This window comes from Hymenobacter sp. DG25A (assembly GCF_001280305.1).
Classification (GTDB): domain Bacteria; phylum Bacteroidota; class Bacteroidia; order Cytophagales; family Hymenobacteraceae; genus Hymenobacter.
The window spans coordinates 1,826,799-1,848,725 of record NZ_CP012623.1; the positions used below are offsets into that span (position 1 = coordinate 1,826,799).

Here is a 21,927-nt window from a genome sequence, read left to right on the forward strand (position 1 = left end):
CAAAGCCCCGTCGTTTCCACGACGGGGCTTTGTGCTGTTCAACGAATCCGCTTTATCTACAACAATTTTATCTACAGCAAAGCGGCCTGACCAGCTTCCTCAGGTAAGGACACAGTAACCACTGGCTCTGTCATAAACCATATCCGGCGCAGCAGCCAGTACAGCACCAGCGCGCTCAGCGCCACTACCCCGGCATATACCCACCAGGATTCGAATATATCCACTATCGATTTGTCTACCAGTTCTTTGCCACCCACCACCATACCCAGAAAGGCTACAAAATTATTGAGTGCGTGGACGACTATGCATATTCCTAGTGAGCTGGTCCGGTAGTACAGCCACCCCAATAGCAAGCCTAACAGTCCTGCTCCTACCAGTTGCGCCGGGTTACCGTGAATAATGCCAAACACCAGCGCCGATTGGCCAATGGCCACCCAGGGCCGCTGGGGGTAATTTCGCAACAACCCCGGCAGCAATACGCCCCGAAATAGTAGCTCTTCCAGAACCGGCGCCGCCACGCATAGCATCACGAAAGCCAACACCGGGGTGTTTGCCAGGTTTTGGAAGGTTTTATCTGCCCAATTGGGCAGGTGCAGCAAATCCAGAAGAGAAAGTACCAGTATGGCAGTCAATATCAGTACAGGCATTACCGCATACAGCGAAGCGCTTTCCTGGCCTTGTAGGCGAATGGGCAACCAGCGCGTGCCGGCCCGCCAGCGCAATATGCTTAACAAGCTCAGATTAGCGGCAATGGTTATTACCACGACCGTGACAGATCGGGAAAATGAGAATACTGTTTCACCCAATAGAAAGAGTGGCACGCCCACTCCAAATACTACCAGCAGATACCAGCCAACAAAGGCCCAGCTTTCCCTAATGGTTGGATAAGCCGGCTGATCAGAAACTCCTATAGGCCGCTCCAATACAGTTGTTTCCATTCGATGATAAAATAGATTAGTAAAAATAAAGGGAGGTCAAAGCTACTGATAGCCATCAAACAAAATAGAACAGGCCGGAGCGGATGCCCCGGCCTGTTTAGTCCATACTATCGGCGTTGCTATGCTGTTTGCCTGGCCTTTGCTTTCAGGCCCAGTTTGCTATGCTTTTTGCCGTAGCCGAAGTAAATAGCCAACCCAATGGCCAACCATACAAACAGGCGAATCCAGGTGTCCAGCGGCAGGGAAAGCATCATAATCAGGCAGGTGACGATACCCAGAATAGGCACCAGCGGCACCCAGGGCGTGCGGAAGCCGCGCGGGGCATCGGGCTCTTTCTTGCGCATGATGAGAATGCCGATGCACACCATCACGAAAGCCAGCAGCGTGCCAATGGACGTCATTTCACCGACCACTGAAATCGGTACAAAGCCCGCGAACACAGAAATAAACAACCCCAGCAGCAGATTAGACTGCAGCGGCGTGCGGAACCGCTCGTGAATGCGCGAGAACACCGGCGGCAGCAGCCCGTCCTTCGCCATGGAGAAAAATACCCGGCTCTGCCCCAGCAAATCCACCAGAATAACGGATGTGTAGCCGATGATAATAGCCAGAATAACGGCCGAGGACAGCCAGGCATAGGGCGTTTTTTCAATGGCAATGGCTACCGGCGCGGCGCTGTTTTTAAACTCCGTGTAGTTGGCCAAACCCGTCATTACGTGGCCAAACAGCACAAACAACACCGTGCAGATCAGCAGGGACCCGATAATGCCGATGGGCATATTCTTCTGCGGATTCTTGGTTTCCTGGGCCATGGTGGCCACAATATCAAAGCCAATAAACACGAAGAACACCACGCCCGCGCCCCGCAGAATACCGCTCCAGCCAAACTCCCCGAACACGCCGGTATTCTGCGGAATGTAAGGTTGATAGTTGGCCGGATCGATATACTGCCAGCCCAGGGCAATGAACACCAGCACTACGGCCACCTTCAGGGTAACTACCAGCGCATTAAACCACGCCGAGCCCGCCGTACCGCGAATGATGATGAGCGTGATAGCCAGCACAATGAGCATGGCCGGAATATTCACAAAGCCATGCACCGTGCTGCCATCGGCCAAAGCCGCCGTTTCAAACGGCGACATCACCAACTGGGGCGGCAGATGAATGCCATACTTGCTCAGGAATTTCAACAGGTACTGCGACCAGCTAATGGCTACCGTAGCCGCGCCCACGGAATATTCCAGGACCAAATCCCAGCCAATAATCCAGGCAAACAGCTCGCCCATGGTAGCATAGGCATAGGTATAGGCAGAGCCGGAAACCGGCACCATGGAGGCAAACTCAGCGTAGCACAAGGCCGAAAAAGCACAGCCCACGGCCGCCACTATAAACGACAGAGTAACGGCCGGACCGGCATTATTGGCGGCTGCAATGCCGGTGAGCGAGAACAAGCCCGCTCCGATAATTACCCCAATGCCAATGGCAATCAGATTGAAGCCGTTCAGGCTTCGTTTTAAGGTATGCGCGCCGGTTTCGGCCGCTTCCTGCCGCAGCAGTTCGAGTGATTTTTTAAGCATAAATCGGGTAGTCGTGTCAGCCGGAGTCAAGCCTTCGGAACACGTAGGGTTAATTGATTTCTGGGGGTAGCCAGTGACGAAAGGGACCGCGAGAGCCACGCATAACCATGGGGCGTTACCTCACTTCCGTAACCAGGCAGGCCAGAAATCCGAAAAGGAAAAAGAGAAGTTGAACTTCAGGGCACTTATCCTATGAAAGGATGGCGCTTATGCTGGTTAACAGCAACAACATCCGGCGCAACAACAGGCGGCACGGAAAGGCACGCGCTGGAAGGCGGGAGAAGCAAAAAGCGGGGCAGGAAAGCGGGGGAAAAAGTCCACGGTGTGTTGTTTTTATATTGTCAGGAAGAAGCTTCACTGACCTTCGGTTGGGCACCGTTCCGGCCATTGGCGGAGGTTGCCGACGCATCGTAGAGCCTTTCTCTCAGCGTCTCTGTATAAAAACAATCCTTTGGGCTAGAAAGAATTGATGCCTCAAAGGTAAAACCGGATTAATGGGTTTGCAAACAAACACCTTTAAAGAAACCCCTCACAATAGCACTTTCTATAATTGAAATTAACGTTTAGCAGATGGATAAATAAAAAAGGAGCGCCCCTGACCAGATAGTCAGGGGCGCTCCTTCTTGAGCTCAGAACCAGGAATTAGCTGGCTGGCTGGGCGTTTTTAGGCTTGCGGCCACGCTTTGCACCACCGGTGCTGGCTACGCGGGGCTTACGCTCTTTAGGAGCCGGCTGGTAGTCATCTGCCAGAACCGTTTCCATTTGGGAAACAGCTTCCTGGAGTGCAGTAATAGCCGAAGAAACGCTGCGAACTGCTTTGCGCAGATCTTTTTTCACGATTTCGCTATTCTTAGCGGCGTTGAGGGCGTTTTCGAGTTGACCGAAATCAAATGCCATGTGTAAAGAAAATAAGGTGGGAATAAAGAAACGAAGGAAAAAATAATTTTTCTCTTGGTAAACTATATACAAACCTAACAGAAAATATTCAACATTCTATTCCCGGCTAATAATTTTTAATCAGCAGGGAAACCACCTTCTTTTCGAGTAGTTTTTGCTTTTGAGTTAATTGTGTTGATATAAATATAAAGCACCCTATATAAAAGTTAAACAAGAAGGTACCCGTTAGTGAGTTATGACTTTTTTTATTAATAAAATAAGCAGGCACCTACCATAAGCATACCATATAGCTTCGCTTTTTCCTCCGCAATACTTTCCCTGATTTCTATACCCCGCTATACAGGAAGCTTTATCACACCCAGCAGGGCGTTATCTATTCAGGTTTATTGACTGCAAACCAGCGCAGGCGGTAGCACTGTATGGCAGTTTCTCCCAACTGCACCAATAACCGATAATTAGCCACTGCCCCTACCGCCGCCCCAATAACAGGAATTAGCTGGGCCATTTTAGCCAGGTCAATATAGTCGCGGTACTCCTGCTGAAAGGTGCGCCAGTCGAACTCATTCACGTCGGTGGGCAGGGTAAGGCGGTAGGTTTCCCAATTGGCTATGCGCTGGTACACTTCATTGCGCGTCTGCTGGCTGCTAAAGGCCAGTTGGAAAATATGAAGCAGGTACAGCCGTTCGGTATAGTCGCGCACATCATGACCGTAAAGCGCGGCAATATCAAAGAGCAGCTTCAGCTTCAGGCTGAGCAGTAAGGGAAAATCAGCCAGGCCTAATAGAAAGCCGCCGGCTCCGGTTACGGCCCCTTCGGCGGCGGCCGTATTCCGGTAGTACCGGATGCGCGTACGAATCAGCTCTTCCCGCTCAGTCAGGCTACTTTCGGCCAGGGGTTTTCGCGTCATTTGCATGGAGCCAAACAACACCCCCCGCACCATTTGCTTAATAGCCGCGGTAAGAGCCAGATGCACTTTCTCCGGCAGCAGCGCATTCATTTTGGCCTGCACACGCCGGGCTAAACGGTTAAGCAGCGAGGGTTTCTCCTGCATGCGTTTTTGCCAGGTTTTTAGCTCGGAGTAAGCTTGCGCAGTAGCGGAGGTCATGTGTATGGGTGAATTTTACTTACCAAATAAATTTACGTAGCTCATTACCAGAATAAACAGGCCACTAATCAGTAACGCAAAATGGCTTGTTCTTTCGTTGAATTTGCCAGAGCAATGTACCGTAGTATTAACCGCTAACTGTCTTAATTTATTTCTGAAAGTCAAATTATCCTTCAGCCATATAGAGTGGATTACTACTTCATGGCCTTCAGTACTGATTCTTAGTTTTTCGCCGCTATACAGCAGGCTGTTCTGCCAGGAGGTCAGGGCAGAATATTCTATTTTCTCTTCTTTCGTGTTCAGACGAATGATAGTATGGAAGGAAATTCTTCGTGTAACAAATAGCCCTCTTTGAAAAACCAGACTGCCCTCAGTTAAAAGAACGTGGCTCAGAAAAAGTATTTCTGAGGCCGCCCATATTGCTGCCAGAAACCAAGCCACAAAAAACAGGCTACGAATAAGCGGCATAATGAAGTCTCATTCTGCCAAATGTCAATTATGACAGCCTTAAACAGGGTAAGAAAGTTAACGCAGAACAAGCAGCATTCTACCAGAAGTATTAGATAAAACGGTTTAAAGCTGCTTTTGAAATGAAGCATTAAACAGAGGTTATTTTAACTGATATACCCGCTCAATTATCTCTACTACTTTTAGCCCATCCAGCGCATTGGTGGTTGCCGCGCATCGGTTTCGAAAGGTATTTATCACATTTTCAATCACCTGCACATGATTGGCGGCGCTGCCCCGGTAAGGTCCGTAATCATTGGCAGGATTGGTGGGCGGCAACTCTGGCCGCTGATAATTCCGCAGGTGGCAGTACTCCAGTTTATCCATGTATTGGCCACCAAGGCGGAGGCTGCCGTGCTCGGCTACCACCGTGAGGGAGCTTTCCAGGTTTTGGCCCCAAACGGCGGTGCTGTATTGCAGCGTACCGCTGCCGCCGCGCACTAAATCAAAGGTAATCAGGCCGGAGTCTTCAAACTCGGTGATTTGCTGGTGGTTAAAGTCGCGGAAGCGGGCAGATATATTAGTAATGTCGCCGAATACCCAGTAGAGCAAATCCACGAAGTGGCTGAACTGGGTGAAGAGCGTGCCGCCATCCTGGGCCAGCGTGCCCCGCCAACCGCCGGGGCGGTAGTACTGGGCGTCGCGGTTCCAGAAGCAGTTGAGCTGTACCAGATATATCTGCCCCAGGCGGCCTTCATCATAAACCTGCTTTAGCCAGGCGGTGGGCGGGGAGTAGCGGTTCTGCATCACCCCAAATACCAGCCGGCCCGTGGCCTCGGCCGTGCGCACAATGGCTTCCGCATCGGTGGTGCGCAGGGCAATGGGCTTTTCCACCAGTACATGCAAGCCGGCGTGCAGCCCCTGCATAGCCTGGGGCGCGTGCAAGTAATTGGGCGTCGCCACAGTCAGTACATCAGCGCCGGGTCCGGAAAGCAGGTACTGATCTAGCGAAGTAAAGAAAGGCACCCCGGGAAATTCGGCTGCCAAGCCGGGCGCCAGCTCCTGCTGCGCATCAATCAGGGCCACCAGCCGGGCACCGGGCTGCCGGGAAACCAGCGCCGCGTGCCGCCGGCCAATATGGCCTACACCACAAATTACAAACCGAATGGCGGGAAGGGCGGAATCATTCACAATAGGCGAATGTAGCGGGAACAGCGTAAATCCGGGCTATCGGAATGGCTTTGCTTTCACAGACAGGCGCTATTTAGAAAAAGCTTCTCACTGCCTCCCCTATGAAAGCCACCTGTTCCGGCGCGAGGGTAGGATGAATGGGCACCGATAACACCTTCTGGCACAGCCGCTCAGCCACGGGAAACTGCCCGGCCTGGTAGCCTAAGTAATGATAAGCAGGCTGCCGGTGCACCGGCAAGGGGTAGTATACCACGCTGGGAACTCCCAGGGCGGCCAGGTGCTTTTGCAGCACATCGCGGCGGGTAGGGTCCGTTAGCTGAACGGTGTACTGGTGGAACACGTGCGTGCTGCGAGGGTCGCGGGCGGGCACCAGCAGGCCCGCTATGCCGGCAAAAGCGGCATCATACCGGGCTGCTATGTGCTGGCGCGCGGCCGTCCACTGCTCCAGGTGCCGCAGCTTCACGCGCAGCAGGGCCGCCTGCAGGGTATCAAGCCGGGAATTGAGGCCGATGTGCTCGTGGTGGTACTTGCGCGTTTGCCCGTGGTTGGCCAGTTGGCGCAGCAGCTCGGCCCGGCTGGAATCGTGGGTGAACAGGGCGCCCCCGTCCCCCATAGCACCCAGGTTTTTACTGGGGAAAAACGAGGTGGTGCCCACCTCTCCTACGGTGCCGGCCGCCCAGGTTTCCCCGGTGCTGGTAGTGAACGTAGCGCCCAGCGACTGGGCATTGTCTTCGATAAGCGCCAGGTTATGGTGGTCGGCAAGACGGCGCAGGCTTTCTAAATCGGCGCACTGTCCAAATAAATGCACTGCTACTATGGCCCCGGTGCGCGGCGTAATAGCGGCCTCCACGGCATGCGGATCCAGCCCGAAGGTGGTTGGCAGCACATCAACCGGCACTGGTACCAGCCCCAGCAAGGCGGCAGCTTCCAGCGTAGCTACATAGGTAAAAGCAGGAACCAGCACTTCACTTCCCTGGGGCAGGCGCAAGCTCATAAGGGCCAGCTGAAGGGCATCGGTACCATTGGCGCAGGGTACCACGTGCGGGCCGCCCAGGTACTGACTTAGCTCCTGCACAAATTCTGCAACCGCCGGGCCCTGAATAAAAGCGCTTTCATCCAGGCATTGCCGCAGCGCGGCATCCAGCTCGGCGCGCAGGGGCGCGTGCTGGGCCGCCAGGTCCAGCATTAGTATGGGGGGCGTAAAAGCAGGAATGGACAAGCAGGCAGAATAACAGGGCGGCATCAAAGATAGAAGGAGGCGCGAAACCCGGGGCGGAAGCCCAGCGTAACCCCGCCCTGAAAGCCTGCGTTAAGCAGCGAAAGGATACTCTCTCCCTCAAGTACTCTTGTTTCTCCCTTATCTTTTCCCAACTACCATGATAAAGAAAACCTTCACTATAAACGCGCTGGCTGCTATTCTATTAGCCGGCGGCGTGTCGTTTACGCACAGCAGCTGCACCCGCTCTGAACAAAAGGAGGTTTCGCAGGAAGGCGAACAGGCCTATAACGACTTCAAAACGTTTGTAACTGACGCCGAAACCCGCGCTGAAAACGCTGCCAACGAAACCGAAGCCGACTTCAATCAGGAAACCACCCAGCTGAAGTCAGACTTCGATGCCAAAGTGGCGGCCGTTGATAAGTATGCGGATCAGTATGATGACGCCCGCCGTCAGGAAATTGAGCAGCTGCGCACCCGCTACACTACCGCTTACGACAAGCGCGACATGGCCTGGAAAAACCGGGCTTCGGCCACCGGTACCACCGCCACAACTACTACCGTGAAAATGGGCAAGTACTACAAGCCCATGACCAGCGAGTATGCGGCCGTAACGCCCCAGAACGTGCGTGCTAAATACGAGGCCTTCACGGCCATGGTAAAAGCCAACGAGAACCGTTACGATATCGACGACTGGCGCAACGTAAATGCCGACTGGCGCACCTTGGATGAGCGCTATGACGCCATCAAAGACCAGGTATCCACCGCCGACCGCGAGGAAATTGCCAAGGAAAAGGCCAAGTACGCCGCCTTCAAGTCGTTTGATAAGACTGAAGCCCGCGTGGCAGAAGGTGCCGGCGCCGTTGGTGGCGCGGCCAAAGATGTAGCCGGCGGAGCCAAGGAAGTAGGTAAAGATGTAGGCCAGGGCGCCAAAAAAGTAGGCAGCAAAGTGGGCAACGCCGTGAAAGGCGCCTACAAAGAAGTCAAGAGCGAAGTAAAAAATACCGACAACGACTAACCCACCCCGGTTACTAAACCATTGCAACAACAAGCGCCAGCCTTCCTCCAGGCTGGCGCTTTATTTTTTGCCGATGCGCAGGCGCTGTAGCTCCTGCAACGCCCAGTACAGTTTGAGCGCATCCAGCTGCCGCAGGTCAGGAGTCCCGGAAAGCAGCGCTTGTTGCACCCTTTGGTAAATCAGCCCAAACCCCGCCTGATACAGCCCGGCCAGCCCTAAGCGCCATAGCCACAGGGCTGTCTGTAATAGCCTGGTGCCGGTGCCCCACCCTTCGGTTTGATACAGGTAGACCAGATTGCGCGCGGCCTGCTGGGCTTTCTCCAGAAAATGGGCAGCACACTCCAGGCCATCATGTAGCACGGGGTTATCTACATGATGCACGGCAATGCCCGCTTGCTGCAGCTGCCAGCCCAGCTTGCTATCCTCGTGGCCGTAGTGCATCAGGGCTTCATCCAACCCAAACCGTCGGAATACGGCGGACTCCAGCAGCACATTTTTCAGGATAAACGACTCATACGGCTGTTGCTGCCGCACCCGGGCCGGGCGGGCTTCCCGCAGCCGGCCGTGTTGCCAGCGCAGCCGCTGCTCCGGCGCGGCAGGCGCAGTTTTGGCGTACACCGTACCGCCTACTACTACAGGTGCCGTGCCGAGACAGGCGGCATAGCGGGCAAGAAAGTCAGCCTGAGGCAGGGAGATGTTGTTATCCAGCAGCAGCAGCCAGGGGTGCCGGGCCGCGGCGGCCAGCTGGTTGCGAATAGCCGACCGGCCCACATTGCGCGGCAGCTCCCGATAAATAACGCCTGGCCAGGCAGCTACGGGGCGGTTTAGCCGGCGCGTAGCCTCATCGGAGGCGTCATCAAAACAAAGGATTTCTACCGGCCCGGGCCATCTGGCGGCCTGTTGTACCAGCGCCTGCACCAGCGGGGTTACGTCCCGGCAATAAATGGGCAGCAAAACCGACAGGCCGGGCATGGCAATGCGAAAGGTCAGAAAAGAGAAAGCCCGGGGCTAGTTGCCACTCAGCTCCATGGGCAGCACGGTGGAGTCCAGCAACTGGCCGTCCTTGCATTGGAGCACGCGCTTGGGGTAATTTTTGATTAGCTGATAATTGTGCGTGGCCATGAGCACGGCGGTGCCGGCATTGTTGATTTCCATGAACAGGCGCATAATACTGTCCGTCACGTCAGGGTCCAGGTTGCCGGTGGGCTCATCGGCCAGCAGCAGCAGAGGCTCGTTGAGCAGGGCCCGGGCAATAACTACCCGCTGCTGCTCGCCGCCGGAAAGCTGGTGCGGCATTTTGCTGCCGGCGTTGGACAGCCCCACACGCATGAGTACGTCGGAGATGCGCTGCTTTTTCAGGGACTTGCCTTTCCAGCCGGTGGCGTTCAGCACAAATAGCAGGTTATCGGCCACGGTGCGGTCGAAGAGCAGCTGAAAGTCCTGAAAGATGATGCCCAGCTTGCGGCGCAGCATGGGTACTTTGCCGCTGCTGAGGCGCGGCAGGGCAAATCCGGCTACGGTACCGGCGCCCACGCCCAGGGGCAGGTCGGCGTAAATGGTTTTCAGCAATGAGCTTTTGCCCGAGCCGGTACGGCCTACCAGGTACGCAAATTCACCCTTATCCAGGGCAAACGATACTTTCTGCAGCACGGTGTTCACGTCCTGCATAATGTAGGCATCGTGCAGCTCAATAACCGGGTTGGCAGCGGTGGGCATAAAAGCAAGATAGCGCGAAGCACGGCTCCGCTCGTTCAACAATTCAAAAAACCAGAGTACCGGAAGCTAAGCGCGGCAAATGGCCGCCGCTATACTTCCAGCTTTTGCAATTTACCGAACTCCAAGCCCTCAATAACGCCGGCCAGTGCAATTTCTTTGCCTTCCAGCCCGTAGCGGTGCAAATCTTTCAGGGGGCGGTCGGCCCGGAAATAAGCTATGAGCACGAAGTTCTCATCCCGCAGCTGGATGTAGTCTGGAATCTTGGCCTTGCCTTTTACTTTAATGATATACACCGCTGTGCTTGGCTAATCTGACTGAATGCATTCTGAATGCGGAAAAACGCCAGCGCGCTTCTTCGTCATTCAGAATGCATACAATCAGCAGGCAGAAAAGATTATTCGTTTACGCGCTTGTGGTCGGCCAGGAACGTGGCCAGGCCTTTGTCGGTAAGCGGGTGGTGCAGCAAACCGGTAATTACGCTCAGCGGGCAGGTAGCCACATCGGCGCCCAGCTCAGCGCACTGAATCAGGTGCGGCACGTGGCGCACGGAGGCAGCCAGCACCTGCGTAGGATAGCCGTAGTTGGAGAAAATGTCCACAATCTGCTGAATAAGCTGCATGCCATCAGCTCCGATGTCATCCAGACGACCCACGAAAGGCGACACGTAAGTAGCACCGGCCTTAGCGGCCAGCAGCGCCTGCCCGGCTGAGAAAATCAGCGTGCAGTTGGTTTTGATGCCTTTCTCCGAGAAATACTTGATGGCTTTCACGCCGTCCCGGATCATGGGCACCTTCACTACGATGTTGGGGTGCAGCTCAGCCAGGGCCTCTCCTTCCCGGATAATGCCTTCGTAGTCGGTGGCAATTACTTCGGCCGACACGTCGCCGTCTACCATTTCGCAGATCTGGCGGTAGTGCGACATCACGGCATCAGTGCCTTTAATGCCCTCTTTGGCCATCAGCGAGGGGTTGGTGGTTACACCGTCGAGCACACCTAGCTCTACGGCTTCCTGAATTTCCTTCAGGTTGGCGGTATCAATGAAGAATTTCATGCGGGTAGATTGGAAACAACAATGCCCCAAAGCTAACCGATTGCGGGCAAACGCACCGCGCGGTTTCGTTGGGGCATGGACAAAAAAAAGCGAACCAATATCGCACCGCTCAACCACCTACCCTTGCTACCTTCCGGTCCTGGGGGAGTTCAGCGGGAGCTGGTCGTACTGATTCGCCGTTGCAAATATACGCAGGTTTTCGTGGGCCGCGCAATAATTCTGCATTCTTTGCCTGTTAAGGGCATCCTGGCACAGCAAACCACCTAGCACTCAAGCGGCAACGGCTGACAAAAAAATCAGCACCCCACCCTTTTTACCTGCTTCACTAACAAAAAAAGAAGGAACGCCTGGGCGTTCCTTCTTTTTTTGTTTTCATAGCGCAGAGAGAGAGGTCGGGGTGGAGCGGAGGATGGGATATTATTTTACCCGGGCTTTGCTACGGGCAGCAGCCGCAGCTTCCAGATACACGTTCAGCGGGAGGTTATTACTGGCATTCAGCTCTTTATCAGCATAGCCCATGTAGCTAAACAGTAAGGAGTTGATACCGGCCGGTACTTTAATAGTATACTCGCCATCGGCATTGGTGCTGGCCGCTATGGCAGCGCCTTTCACATACACGGTAGCGCCTACTAGTGGCTGGCTTTCTTCATTCAGCACTTTGCCTTTCAAAACCACCATTTCCGGCTGGCTGGCAGCCGCTACTTCCGTAGAGGTGGGAGTTTTCACTTCTTCTGCGAGGGCCGCCTGGGGAGCCGCCGCAGCCGGCGTGGTGAGTGGAGCCAGCTCTTCCGCCTGTACTTCGGTAGTTGGAGTGGGCTGATGCATCATCTGCACTGCAATCAGCGCAGTGGCAGGCGTTACAGAGACCTGAGGTTGTTCCTGGGCAAATAGAACTGCTGGCGTCAGCCAGGTCAGGAATGCCAGCGAAGAGGAGAGGTAACGCATGACAGCACGGGGTTTGAGTGAGCGGTACTGTGACAAAGGTGCACGATAATAGCAGGCAACAAAAGGCATATTGTGACTCAATTGTGACCTATAAGACAATTACAATACATTGTATTTTACGCCTTTATATCCAGTATAATAACTATATACATGGTACTATTTTCATTTATACTCCTGCATTATATAGTCAATTTGTGACATCTATGGTTTCTAATTTTACTTTGCCCTCCGAAGAATAGCTTTCTTTAAATGTGTTTTGTCGGCAGGCGGGGTGGTCTTACCTTTGCCCATGCCTCAACAGATTCTGATTCTCGATTTTGGGTCGCAGTACACGCAGCTCATTGCCCGGCGCATCCGGGAATTGAACGTCTACTGCGAAATTCATCCGTATAATCACGCCCCGGACCTCACTGAGGACATCCGGGGCGTTGTGCTTTCGGGCTCGCCCTGCTCCGTGCGCGACCCGGAAGCACCCAACCCCGACCTCAGCAAGTACCTGGGCCATGTGCCGGTGCTGGGCGTGTGCTACGGCGCACAGCTGCTGGCGCAGCAAAACGGCGGCGAAGTGCTGCCGGCCACCATCCGCGAGTACGGCCGCGCCCGCCTCACCCACGTGCACCACGACTCTCCCCTGCTGCACGGTGTGCCTACGGAGTCGCAGGTCTGGATGTCGCACGGCGACACCATTAAGACGCTGCCGGCCGGTTTCGACATCATTGCGGGCACGCCGGAAGTAGCCGTGGCCGCCTTCCATATCCAGGGTCAGGACACGTATGGTATTCAGTTTCACCCTGAAGTAACGCACTCTACTGATGGCAAAACGCTGCTGCAGAACTTTGTAGTAAGCATTTGCGGGCTGGACCAGAGCTGGACGCCGGAGCACTTCGTGGACAGCATGGTGGAAACCCTGCAGCGCACCATTGGCGAGGAGGACCAGGTGATTCTGGGCTTGTCCGGCGGCGTTGACTCTTCGGTAGCGGCCTTGCTGCTGCACAAAGCCATTGGCAAGCGCCTGCACGGCATCTTCGTGAACAATGGCCTGCTGCGCAAAGATGAGTACGAGCAGGTGCTGCACTCCTATAAAGACCTGGGCCTGAATGTGCGTGGCGTAGATGCCTCCCCGGAATTCTACGAAGCCCTGAAAGGCCTCACCGACCCCGAACTGAAGCGCAAAGCCATTGGCCGCACCTTTATTGAGGTGTTCGATCGGGAAGCCCAGAAAGTAGAAGGTGCCCGCTGGCTGGCCCAGGGCACCATTTATCCCGATGTGATTGAGTCGGTGTCGGTGAAGGGTCCGGCCGTCACCATCAAGAGCCACCACAACGTGGGCGGCCTGCCGGAGAAAATGAATCTGCGCATTGTGGAGCCGCTGCGGGCTTTGTTTAAGGATGAGGTGCGCGAAGTAGGCCACACGCTGGAGCTGCCGGTGAACATTCTGCACCGCCACCCCTTCCCCGGCCCCGGCCTGGGCATACGCATCCTCGGCGACATTACCCCCGCCAAAGTAGACCTGCTGCAACGCGCCGACGCCATCTTCATCAACGGCCTGAAAGAATACGGCCTCTACGACCAGGTATGGCAGGCCGGCGTGATGCTGCTCCCCATCCAAAGCGTGGGCGTTATGGGCGATGAGCGCACCTATGAGCAGGTAGTAGCCCTGCGCGCCGTGACCAGCGTAGACGGCATGACGGCCGACTGGGCCCACCTCCCCTACGAGTTTCTGGCCGACGTCAGCAACAAAATCATCAACCAGGTACGCGGCATCAACCGCGTGGTGTATGATATCAGCTCTAAGCCCCCGGCCACTATTGAGTGGGAATAGCCTCTGGGCTTTATCTTAAAAACAAGCCGTTTCAGCTGTCTGGAACGGCTTGTTTTATGACAGCATATTATGATGGCAGGCTGATGAACCCAATTCACGGCAGTACATTGACCATCAAAAGCCTTAACCCAGTGCGCCCTAAAAGCCAGGACACCCAAGCCGCATACTGTGATGGGGTTGCTATATCTTGAATTACCCAATTTGCGCTAGCCTCTATGCGTTTACACATCCTTCAGCATATTTCCTTCGAAGGCCCGGGCTACATTACCCACTGGGCCGCAGAGCACGGATATTCGGTCACCTACACGCATTTTCATGCCGCGCAACCGGTCCTTCCCAGGCTGGAGGAGCTTGATGCGCTGGTTGTGCTAGGCGGAAGTATGAGCGTACACGATGCTGGCTCTTTGCCTTGGTTATCGGAGGAAAAGCAATTCATCCGACAGGCAATAGTAGCAAGGTATCCTGTTCTGGGTATTTGCCTGGGAGCCCAGCTTATTGCCGAAGCGCTGGGCGCTACGGTAACTGATGCGCCTGCTGCGGAAATAGGTTTCTTCCCGATTCATTTTCACCAGACGGCCAAACCGTTTCCCGCCGCCCCCAATCTACCCTCAACGCTTACTCCGCTGCATTGGCATGGGGAAGTATTTTCCCTGCCGTCCGGTGCCCGGCTGCTGGCCTCTTCCGCCGCCTGCGCCAACCAGGCTTTTAGCTGGCAACAGCGGATTATTGGCCTGCAATTTCATCCGGAAGTCACGGAGAATATCCTAGAAGCTATGCTGGCGCATGAAGCGGCGGACCTTGTGCCTGGGCAGTGGGTGCAATCAGCCAGTGCCATAGGATCCGGCAAGCATCATCTGGCCGCCAGTCATCAATTTCTGCACAGCTTACTGAATGCGTGGGCCAGCTCCTAAAAGCCCTTCGGCAGATCAATACCCTTAATAGTCCGGTACAGCGCCAGGGCATTCTGGTCTGATAAGCCGCCAATAAAATCTGTGAGCAGCACAATCTGTTCGTAAGCCGGCAACTCTGCCTGCGGACCCAGGGCGCGGTATTGCATGGGCAGCAAGTCCAGGAGCTTGCGGCTGCGGTGGCTCCGCTGGGCATCAAAAGTAGCGTGCAGAAAGGCATCGAGCAGGCCGCCAAGCACTTCGAAACCGGCGGCTTCAATCTCCAGCACCGGGCGGCTGCGGTAGAGCTTTTCTACGGACAGCATCTGCACTTCCTGCAACTCGTGCCAGCACTCCAGCTCTTTTACCAGCGGCTGGTCATACTGGCCCGTGAGCATGGCGGGCACGTGCTCCGCAAAGCGTTGAGATATTTCATCTACCAGCTTGCCAATGAGGCGGGCGCGGATGTAACCCAGCTCCTCGCGCCAGTCGTGCCACTGCACGCTGGCCTGGCGGGTGGGCGGGTCGTTGAGCATGCAGCGCAGCAGCTTCAGGCCGTGGTTGTGGTCGATGAGGCCCAGTTTAAGGCCGTCTTCAAAATCGATGATGCGGTAGCAGAGGTCGTCGGCGGCTTCTACCAGAAACGCCAGCGGGTGGCGGTGGTAAAAGCCGGCTCCCTCCTCCCCTTTCGGCAGCAGGCCCAGCTCGTCGGCCACATGCCGGAAGCGGCCTTTCTCGCACTGAAAGTAGCCGTACTTTTTCTCGCTGGTTCCACCCGTCTGTGCTTTGGTTTCTACTATCGAAGGCCGCGGATACTTGGTAAAGGCACCCAGCACAGCATAGGTAAGCCCTAATCCCGCTGTGCCGGTGCTGTGCGCCGGGTACGTATGCGTGAGCACCCGAAACCCGGCGGCATTGCCCTCAAAATGCTGCAGATCGGCCTGCTGCGCGGCGGAAAGGCCGGTGATAAACCGCTCGGCTTCCCGGCTGGTGAAGTAGGCCGAAATGGCATCCTCGCCGGAGTGACCAAAAGGCGGGTTGCCGATATCATGACTGAGGCAGGCGGCGGCTACAATGTCGCCGAAATCCTGGTCCAGGGTGGGCAGCGCGGCGGCCAGGTCGGCATCGGCTTCCATCAGCCGCCGCCCGCTAAGCCGCCCCAGGGAGCGGCCCACGCATGCCGTTTCCAGGGAATGAGTGAGGCGGGTGTGCACAAAATCGGTTTCCGGCAAGGGCATTACCTGCGTTTTGCGCTGCAGCCGCCGGAAGGCGGAGCTGAACACTACCCGGTCGTAGTCGGCCACAAAGGCGCCGCGCACCACGGGCGTATCCGCCACCAGGTGCAGCTGGGGCTGGTCGGGGTAGCGGCGGCGCGCCAGCAGGCGCTGCCACGACATAGCTGGCGAAGCAGAGGAAGTAAGATGCATGTAGCGGGGAAGTTACCCCGCAAAATACAGGTATTCAGCTAAGGTGAAAATATGACATCCGCTCCCGGCCACTTTGAGCAAGGCCCCGCCCCCACCATCTTCCTGCAGCATACTACGTACCTTTGTCCGGCACTTTTAATCGACGAGCTGTTTACCGTTGATTCATCCTTTCATTCCGGTCCTCCCATGAGGCATTTTATGACGTTGCGGTTCGCGAGCTTAGGTATTGGGTTTTGGCTGGCCTTCACGGCACAAGCTCAGCCATCTACCGTTCGAAAAGACATTCCCGGCAATAAACCCGGTACCCCCACCGCAACCAGTAAGGCCCCCACTACTCCCGCTAAACCAAGCGCAGCTAAAAAGCCGGCCGCTACGCCGGCCCGGCCCGTCAGCACCAAGCCGCCCCTGCCAGGCAACCTGCGCTCCACGGACCAAAACACCCGCTACCAAAACGGCAAGCTGCTGATTGAGCAGGGCCGCTACGAGCTGGCCATGCAGGAGCTGCAACCCCTTACCGTGCCGGCGGCCAAGTTTAAGCATGCGCCGGAGGCGGCTTATCTGTATGCCGTAGCGGCTACCCGGGCGAAGAAATGGGCGGAAGCCGAGCAGATGCTGAACCTGCTGCGCAGCGAGTACCCTTCCTGGCCGGCTTTGGCCGAGGCCTATTTTCTGCAGGGCCAGATTTCCTTTGAGCAGGGCGAAGTAGACAACGCCCTGCGCGTATTGGGGCAGATTCCGGCCGGCAAGCTGGAGGCTGAGCGAACGGCGCTGAAGGCCACCTACCTGCCGCGCATCAAAGACAAAGCCCTGTTTCAGAATATGGTGCGCCGCTACCCGCAGGATGCCACGCTGGCCACCGCCTATGCCGATAAGCTGGTACTGGGCGGCTGGTATACCGAGGCCGACAAGGCCCAGCTGGAACAGCTCATTTCCCAGTTCTCCCTCGACCGCGCCCGCTATGCGCCGCGCGTGCGCCCCCTCAAAAAGAGCAGCTACAATGTGGCCGTACTCCTCCCCTTCGAGTTGAATGACCCCAGCTGGGAAAAGCAGCGCAAGCTCCAGTTCGTAACGGACCTGTACGCCGGCATGCGCCTGGCCCAGGATTCCCTGCAGCGCGAAGGCCGACCCCTGCAGCTGTTTGCCTACGATACCGGCTCAGATACCCTGCAGCTTAAGCGCCTGCTGGCCCTGCCCGAGCTGGCCGCTATGGATATGATTGTGGGCCCGGTGTATAAATCGGGCAGCAAGCTGCTGGCCCGGTATGCCCGCGAGCATCAGATTATCACCATCAACCCATTATCACAGGATGCCGAGCTGGTGCTGGATAACCCCTGGCACTACCTCTACGAGCCCAGCTCCGTGACCCAGGCCCGGCAGGCGGCGCAATTTGCCTACAACAACTTCCCCGGCCGCACCGCCGTGGTTTTGTATGAAGACAGTAAGGACGAAAAGGCCTTCGGCGAGACGTATAAGACTACCTATGAGGCGCTGGGCGGCAAAGTTCAGGTACTGCGCCGCATCAATTCAGATGTAGACGAGTCCATGGCCCAGGGCTTTGCGGGCATTGACCTGAAAACCGTGGGCCACCTGGTGATGGCCACCGAAGGACGGAAAGCTGGGCCTTACACGCTGAGCCTGCTGCAAAGCCAGGGCGCCCGGCTCCCGCTGATTACGTTTGCTTCCTGGCTCGAAAATCCCAGGGTTTCGTTGGGGCAGCTGGATGCGCGCGACGTCTACTTTGTGTATCCGCACTTCCTGGACAAAACGGCGCCTGGCGTGCGGCGCTTCCGCCAGCTTTACCTGCAGCAGCAGCATTTGCCGCCCTCCGTTTTTTCCAGTATTGGGTTTGAGCTGTTATACTACTTTGGCTCCCGCCTCCACGAGTATGGCTCTACCTTCCAGAACCAGCTGGCCAATTCCGGGCCGGTATCGGGCACGTTGTTTCAGGGTATCGGCTACCCCGCTGGCGGCCACGACAACCAGTATGTGCCCATCACCAAGCTGGAGCGCATGGAGGTGGAAGTCCTGAACCCGGTGGATGGCCGCTAGCTTTCCCTGCTTCCTGCCCGCTTTCTTTTGCAACCTGCATTAACTATTGATATGAACCCTTCTGTTTCTCCGGCTCCTGAGCTCACGCTTTCTACCAGCAACGCGTTATTCGAACGGGCCAAGCAGCATATTCCCGGCGGGGTCAACTCGCCGGTACGCGCCTTCCGCGCCGTGGGCGGCCATCCGGTGTTCATGAAGTCGGCCAAAGGCGCCTGGCTGACCGATGTGGACGGCAACCAGTACCTCGATTTCATCAACTCCTGGGGTCCTATGATTCTGGGCCACGCCCCGCAAATTGTGCTGGATGCCGTGCAGCAGGCCATTCCCAACTCGCTTTCCTTCGGGGCGCCCACGCAGCGCGAGGTAGAAATGGCCGAGCTCATCAAGCAGATGGTGCCCAGCATTGAGAAGGTCCGGCTGGTGAATTCCGGCACCGAGGCTACCATGTCGGCCATTCGGGTGGCGCGCGGCTATACCGGCCGCGACAAGATCCTCAAGTTTGAAGGCTGCTACCACGGCCACGGCGACTCCTTCCTGATTGCCGCCGGCTCCGGCGCCCTTACCCTGGGCGCGCCCGACTCGCCTGGCGTGACCGAAGGCGTTGCCAAAGACACCCTCACCGTGCCTTACAACGACCTGGAAGCCGTGGCCCGGGCCATTGCCGCCAACCCCAACCAGATTGCCGCCATCATCATTGAGCCCGTGGTCGGCAATATGGGCCTGGTAGAGCCCGCCGAAGGTTTCCTGCAGGGCCTGCGCGAGCTGTGCACCGAGCACGGCATTGTGTTCATTTTTGATGAGGTGATGACGGGCTTCCGCCTGGCCCCCGGCGGCGCGCAGGAGCTCTATGGCATCAAGCCGGACATGACCACGCTGGGCAAAATCATTGGCGGTGGTATGCCGGTGGGCGCGTACGGCGGCCGTCAGGATATTATGGACAATGTGGCGCCCGCAGGCAAAGTGTACCAGGCCGGTACGCTCTCCGGCAACCCCATTGCTACCGCCGCCGGCATTGCCCAGCTCACTTACCTGCAGCAGCACCCGGAGCTATATACGGAGCTAAACCGCATCAGCACCCGCATTGCGGACGGCACCCGGCAGATTGCCGCCGACCTGGGCCTGAACTACACCGTTAACCAGGTGGGCTCTATGTTCAGCCTGTTTTTCACGGCGCAGCCCGTAACAGACCTGGCCAGCGCCAAAACCTCCGACACCGAGGCCTTTGGCCGCTATTTCCGGGCCATGCTGCACCGCGGCATGTATCTGGCGCCGGCGCAGTTTGAGGCCCTGTTTGTTTCCACATCTATTACCGATGAGCTGGCCGACCGCTACCTGACGGCCTGCCGCGAGTCGCTGATAGAAGCCCACGGGCTGTAATTTTCCTGCGGCACTTCTGAAACTGTCATCCTTAGCCACGCTGGGGATGACAGTTTTTTTGCTATGGCTCCCAACCACGACAGCAACCGGTTACCTTTGCGGGCAAATCCGCTTCGTCTTATGCCTCGTTTCCGCTTTCTTTTCCCGGTTTTTTTGCTGATTCTGCTGCCTTCCCTGCTATGGGCGCAGCTGAACGGACCGGCCGCTGACAACAAGCGCCTCTTCGACCGCACCGTAGACGAGCTGAATTTCCGCACCATGGAAACCGTGTACGACAAGTCGTTTACGCGGCGCAAATTCCCGGTGAACCTGCGCACAGCCAAAGACCGGCGCGCTTTCGACGACTTTCCCGGCCGCGACGACCTGCACACGCTGTTCCAGAATTACAACGGCGTAGCCGAGCGCTACAAAGCCCGCTTCGGTAAAGGCCGCACCGATCTGGCCGAATTTGAAAAGCAGCTGAACAGCATTGTGCTGGACCGCAACTTTGAGTTTTTCATTCACAACCTCCCCCGCGACGAGCGGGTGGCGCTCATCCGGTCACTCCAGCGGGAAATAAAGCAGGCCACAGCGCAGTTTAACGCCTCTGAAGACCCTGCTCCCGACGAAACCACCGTGGATGGGGCTGCCGTGCCGCCCGCCGATGTAGATGCCGAAGCCACCGTAGCAGCTCCGTTGGAGGACGCTACGCCCCAGCCGGAGGAAACCACTACCACCACTACCGTAACCTCCCCGGCCGCCAGCCCGCAGGCAGCCCCTTCACAGTATGGCTGGCTCGACTATCTGACGCTGATGCTGGCCGGCACCTCCCTTTTCCTGGTGGGACGCCTTACCCTGGTGACAATTCCGGAGTTGCGTGGCCGCCTGGATGCCTTAACGTCTTATGGCGACGAGGAGCCGGAAGCGGAAGAAACCGTGGCGCCGCGCAAGAAATCCGGCCTGCGCGAGGACCGCTACGAAGAGGAAGAAGAACAAGCGTAAGTATTACATCAACAGTCAGCCATGATTCTCACCGATCAGCAGATTCTCGCCGAGATTGAGCGGGGCAATATTGTCATCCAGCCGTATGATCGGACCTGCCTCGGCACCAATTCCTACGACGTGCACCTGGGCCGCTACCTGGCCACCTACCGCGACGCCGTGCTGGATGCCCGCCAGCACAACCAGATTCAGACCTTTGAAATCCCGGAGGAAGGCTTTGTGCTGGAGCCCGGCACCCTCTACCTGGGCGTAACGGAGGAATATACCGAGAGCCACGCCCACGTACCCTTCCTGGAAGGCAAAAGCAGCGTCGGCCGCCTGGGGATTGATATTCATGCCACTGCAGGCAAAGGCGACATTGGTTTCTGCAACACCTGGACGCTGGAAATCAGCGTTTCTATGCCCGTGCGGGTGTATGCCGGCATGCCCATTGGCCAGCTGATTTACTTTGTAGTGCAGGGCGATGTGCAGACCTTCTACAACCGCAAGGCCAACGCCAAGTACAACGACCGCACCGACAAGCCGGTGGAGTCTATGATGTGGAAGAACACCTGGTAGCCGCCGGGCAGTTTAGTCTACTTTCCGGGGGCGTTGGTAGAAGCCATAGGCTGGTCAAAGCTCATCGGGCAGAACTCCTTGGCACAGTTTTTCGTTAAGGAAAAGTAATTTATCGGAAACTGCACCAGCCCAGGTGCTGCTTTTGGTAGAGAATTGACCACAGCTAACGAACTTTGACCATGCGTAATACACTTGCCATTGCCGCTTTGCTCCTGGCCACTACCATTGGTGCCCAGGCCCAGCAGAAATCGTTTATAACCACCACGCAGGATAATCTCCGCTCCTCTCCGCGCCTGAACATGGCCGCCGTAGAGTTCCGGGCCGACCGCCTCTCCGACCAGATGGTGCGCCAGCTGCGTTTGAATGGCTACCAGGCTTCCCGCCTGCGCACCATTAACGAGGATAAAGTGGCTAAAATGGCTGCTATTGAGCAGAAGCACGCCGGCAACCAGAAGCTCATTGATGAGCAGTGCAAAGGCGTCTGCAAAGAACGGGACAAGGAGCTGGCCTCGGTACTATCTACTGATCAGTACACGAACTACTACGATTCCCGATCCGTGTTCTATAAGTATGATAAAGATTATGCGGCTCGTTCCAGCAATATCATGCTCGTAAAATCGGTGCAGGAGCCGCTGCCCGCCAGCAGCAAAGGCTCCGTTATTGCGCCTAGCCGCCCGCAAGGTCGTAGCACCCCGGCCAGCACTGTGCGAGGCCGTTAAGCCAGC

Annotated in this window: 21 protein-coding genes, 1 other RNA gene and 1 riboswitch; of the genes, 8 read left to right on the top strand and 14 right to left on the bottom strand. The window is 56.5% G+C overall.

What is annotated here, in order from left to right:
* Positions 1 to 71 precede the first annotated feature (71 nt).
* The 7 genes from AM218_RS07860 to AM218_RS07890 all read right to left on the bottom strand — a co-directional run bounded on the left by AM218_RS07860 (position 72) and on the right by AM218_RS07890 (position 7,374).
* Positions 72 to 938 carry a CPBP family intramembrane glutamic endopeptidase gene (locus AM218_RS07860; protein ID WP_082318123.1) on the bottom strand — a complete coding sequence of 289 codons (867 nt, stop codon included), beginning with the start codon at positions 936 to 938 and terminating at the stop codon, positions 72 to 74.
* A gap of 119 nt (positions 939 to 1,057) precedes the next feature.
* On the bottom strand, positions 1,058 to 2,515 hold the full coding sequence (locus AM218_RS07865) for an amino acid permease (RefSeq protein WP_054413348.1): 1,458 nt from the start codon (positions 2,513 to 2,515) through the stop codon (positions 1,058 to 1,060).
* Between the two features lie 330 nt (positions 2,516 to 2,845).
* Positions 2,846 to 2,959: riboswitch (SAM riboswitch) on the bottom strand.
* A 198-nt stretch (positions 2,960 to 3,157) separates the two neighbouring features.
* Positions 3,158 to 3,484: a hypothetical protein gene (locus AM218_RS07870; RefSeq protein WP_157547576.1), complete on the bottom strand. Its 327-nt coding sequence runs from the start codon at positions 3,482 to 3,484 to the stop codon at positions 3,158 to 3,160.
* A 301-nt stretch (positions 3,485 to 3,785) separates the two neighbouring features.
* Positions 3,786 to 4,517, bottom strand: coding sequence for an EcsC family protein (locus tag AM218_RS07875; protein ID WP_054413350.1), 732 nt, complete (start codon positions 4,515 to 4,517; stop codon positions 3,786 to 3,788).
* A gap of 15 nt (positions 4,518 to 4,532) precedes the next feature.
* Positions 4,533 to 4,985 (bottom strand): hypothetical protein, encoded by a 453-nt coding sequence (locus AM218_RS07880; RefSeq protein WP_054413351.1) that lies wholly within the window; start codon positions 4,983 to 4,985, stop codon positions 4,533 to 4,535.
* 141 nt (positions 4,986 to 5,126) lie between these two features.
* A complete protein-coding gene (locus AM218_RS07885) occupies positions 5,127 to 6,155 on the bottom strand; it encodes a Gfo/Idh/MocA family protein (RefSeq protein WP_231717575.1) in 1,029 nt (342 codons plus the stop codon).
* A 73-nt stretch (positions 6,156 to 6,228) separates the two neighbouring features.
* Positions 6,229 to 7,374 carry a DegT/DnrJ/EryC1/StrS family aminotransferase gene (locus AM218_RS07890; protein WP_231717576.1) on the bottom strand — a complete coding sequence of 382 codons (1,146 nt, stop codon included), beginning with the start codon at positions 7,372 to 7,374 and terminating at the stop codon, positions 6,229 to 6,231.
* 157 nt (positions 7,375 to 7,531) lie between these two features.
* On the opposite strand from AM218_RS07890, the gene AM218_RS07895 reads away from it, so the two are divergent.
* Positions 7,532 to 8,389 (top strand): DUF6565 domain-containing protein, encoded by an 858-nt coding sequence (locus tag AM218_RS07895; protein ID WP_054413353.1) that lies wholly within the window; start codon positions 7,532 to 7,534, stop codon positions 8,387 to 8,389.
* Between the two features lie 60 nt (positions 8,390 to 8,449).
* Here the strand turns inward: AM218_RS07895 and AM218_RS07900 are convergent, their stop codons facing one another.
* From AM218_RS07900 to AM218_RS07920, 6 genes are all read right to left on the bottom strand, one after another.
* The gene (locus AM218_RS07900; protein ID WP_054413354.1) at positions 8,450 to 9,361 is read right to left on the bottom strand and encodes a glycosyltransferase family 2 protein; all 912 of its coding nucleotides are present in this window, start codon (positions 9,359 to 9,361) and stop codon (positions 8,450 to 8,452) included.
* 36 nt (positions 9,362 to 9,397) lie between these two features.
* A complete protein-coding gene (locus tag AM218_RS07905) occupies positions 9,398 to 10,105 on the bottom strand; it encodes a cell division ATP-binding protein FtsE (protein ID WP_054415416.1) in 708 nt (235 codons plus the stop codon).
* An 89-nt stretch (positions 10,106 to 10,194) separates the two neighbouring features.
* Positions 10,195 to 10,398: a hypothetical protein gene (locus tag AM218_RS07910; RefSeq protein ID WP_054413355.1), complete on the bottom strand. Its 204-nt coding sequence runs from the start codon at positions 10,396 to 10,398 to the stop codon at positions 10,195 to 10,197.
* 101 nt (positions 10,399 to 10,499) lie between these two features.
* Positions 10,500 to 11,156: a fructose-6-phosphate aldolase gene (gene fsa / locus AM218_RS07915; RefSeq protein WP_054413356.1), complete on the bottom strand. Its 657-nt coding sequence runs from the start codon at positions 11,154 to 11,156 to the stop codon at positions 10,500 to 10,502.
* An 83-nt stretch (positions 11,157 to 11,239) separates the two neighbouring features.
* Positions 11,240 to 11,336, bottom strand: an RNA gene (gene ffs / locus AM218_RS16315) — signal recognition particle sRNA small type.
* A 237-nt stretch (positions 11,337 to 11,573) separates the two neighbouring features.
* Positions 11,574 to 12,101: a carboxypeptidase-like regulatory domain-containing protein gene (locus tag AM218_RS07920; protein WP_054413357.1), complete on the bottom strand. Its 528-nt coding sequence runs from the start codon at positions 12,099 to 12,101 to the stop codon at positions 11,574 to 11,576.
* Between the two features lie 289 nt (positions 12,102 to 12,390).
* On the opposite strand from AM218_RS07920, the gene guaA reads away from it, so the two are divergent.
* A complete protein-coding gene (gene guaA, locus AM218_RS07925; protein ID WP_054413358.1) occupies positions 12,391 to 13,923 on the top strand; it encodes a glutamine-hydrolyzing GMP synthase in 1,533 nt (510 codons plus the stop codon).
* A gap of 215 nt (positions 13,924 to 14,138) precedes the next feature.
* A complete protein-coding gene (locus tag AM218_RS07930; protein WP_054413359.1) occupies positions 14,139 to 14,834 on the top strand; it encodes a type 1 glutamine amidotransferase in 696 nt (231 codons plus the stop codon).
* Here the strand turns inward: AM218_RS07930 and dgt are convergent.
* Positions 14,831 to 16,237, bottom strand: coding sequence for a dGTP triphosphohydrolase (dgt, locus tag AM218_RS07935; protein WP_054413360.1), 1,407 nt, complete (start codon positions 16,235 to 16,237; stop codon positions 14,831 to 14,833). The genes AM218_RS07930 and dgt overlap by 4 nt on opposite strands.
* Positions 16,238 to 16,288: 51 nt before the next feature.
* On the opposite strand from dgt, the gene AM218_RS07940 reads away from it, so the two are divergent.
* The 5 genes from AM218_RS07940 to AM218_RS07960 all read left to right on the top strand — a co-directional run bounded on the left by AM218_RS07940 (position 16,289) and on the right by AM218_RS07960 (position 21,921).
* Positions 16,289 to 18,286 carry an ABC transporter substrate-binding protein gene (locus AM218_RS07940; RefSeq protein WP_082318125.1) on the top strand — a complete coding sequence of 666 codons (1,998 nt, stop codon included), beginning with the start codon at positions 16,289 to 16,291 and terminating at the stop codon, positions 18,284 to 18,286.
* A gap of 51 nt (positions 18,287 to 18,337) precedes the next feature.
* Complete coding sequence (hemL, locus tag AM218_RS07945) at positions 18,338 to 19,663, top strand: glutamate-1-semialdehyde 2,1-aminomutase (protein WP_054413362.1); 1,326 nt, start codon at positions 18,338 to 18,340, stop codon at positions 19,661 to 19,663.
* Between the two features lie 120 nt (positions 19,664 to 19,783).
* A complete protein-coding gene (locus tag AM218_RS07950) occupies positions 19,784 to 20,644 on the top strand; it encodes a hypothetical protein (RefSeq protein WP_157547577.1) in 861 nt (286 codons plus the stop codon).
* A gap of 21 nt (positions 20,645 to 20,665) precedes the next feature.
* Positions 20,666 to 21,202, top strand: coding sequence for a dCTP deaminase (gene dcd, locus AM218_RS07955; RefSeq protein ID WP_054413364.1), 537 nt, complete (start codon positions 20,666 to 20,668; stop codon positions 21,200 to 21,202).
* A gap of 179 nt (positions 21,203 to 21,381) precedes the next feature.
* Positions 21,382 to 21,921 carry a DUF4890 domain-containing protein gene (locus AM218_RS07960; RefSeq protein ID WP_157547578.1) on the top strand — a complete coding sequence of 180 codons (540 nt, stop codon included), beginning with the start codon at positions 21,382 to 21,384 and terminating at the stop codon, positions 21,919 to 21,921.
* Positions 21,922 to 21,927: the final 6 nt, after the last annotated feature.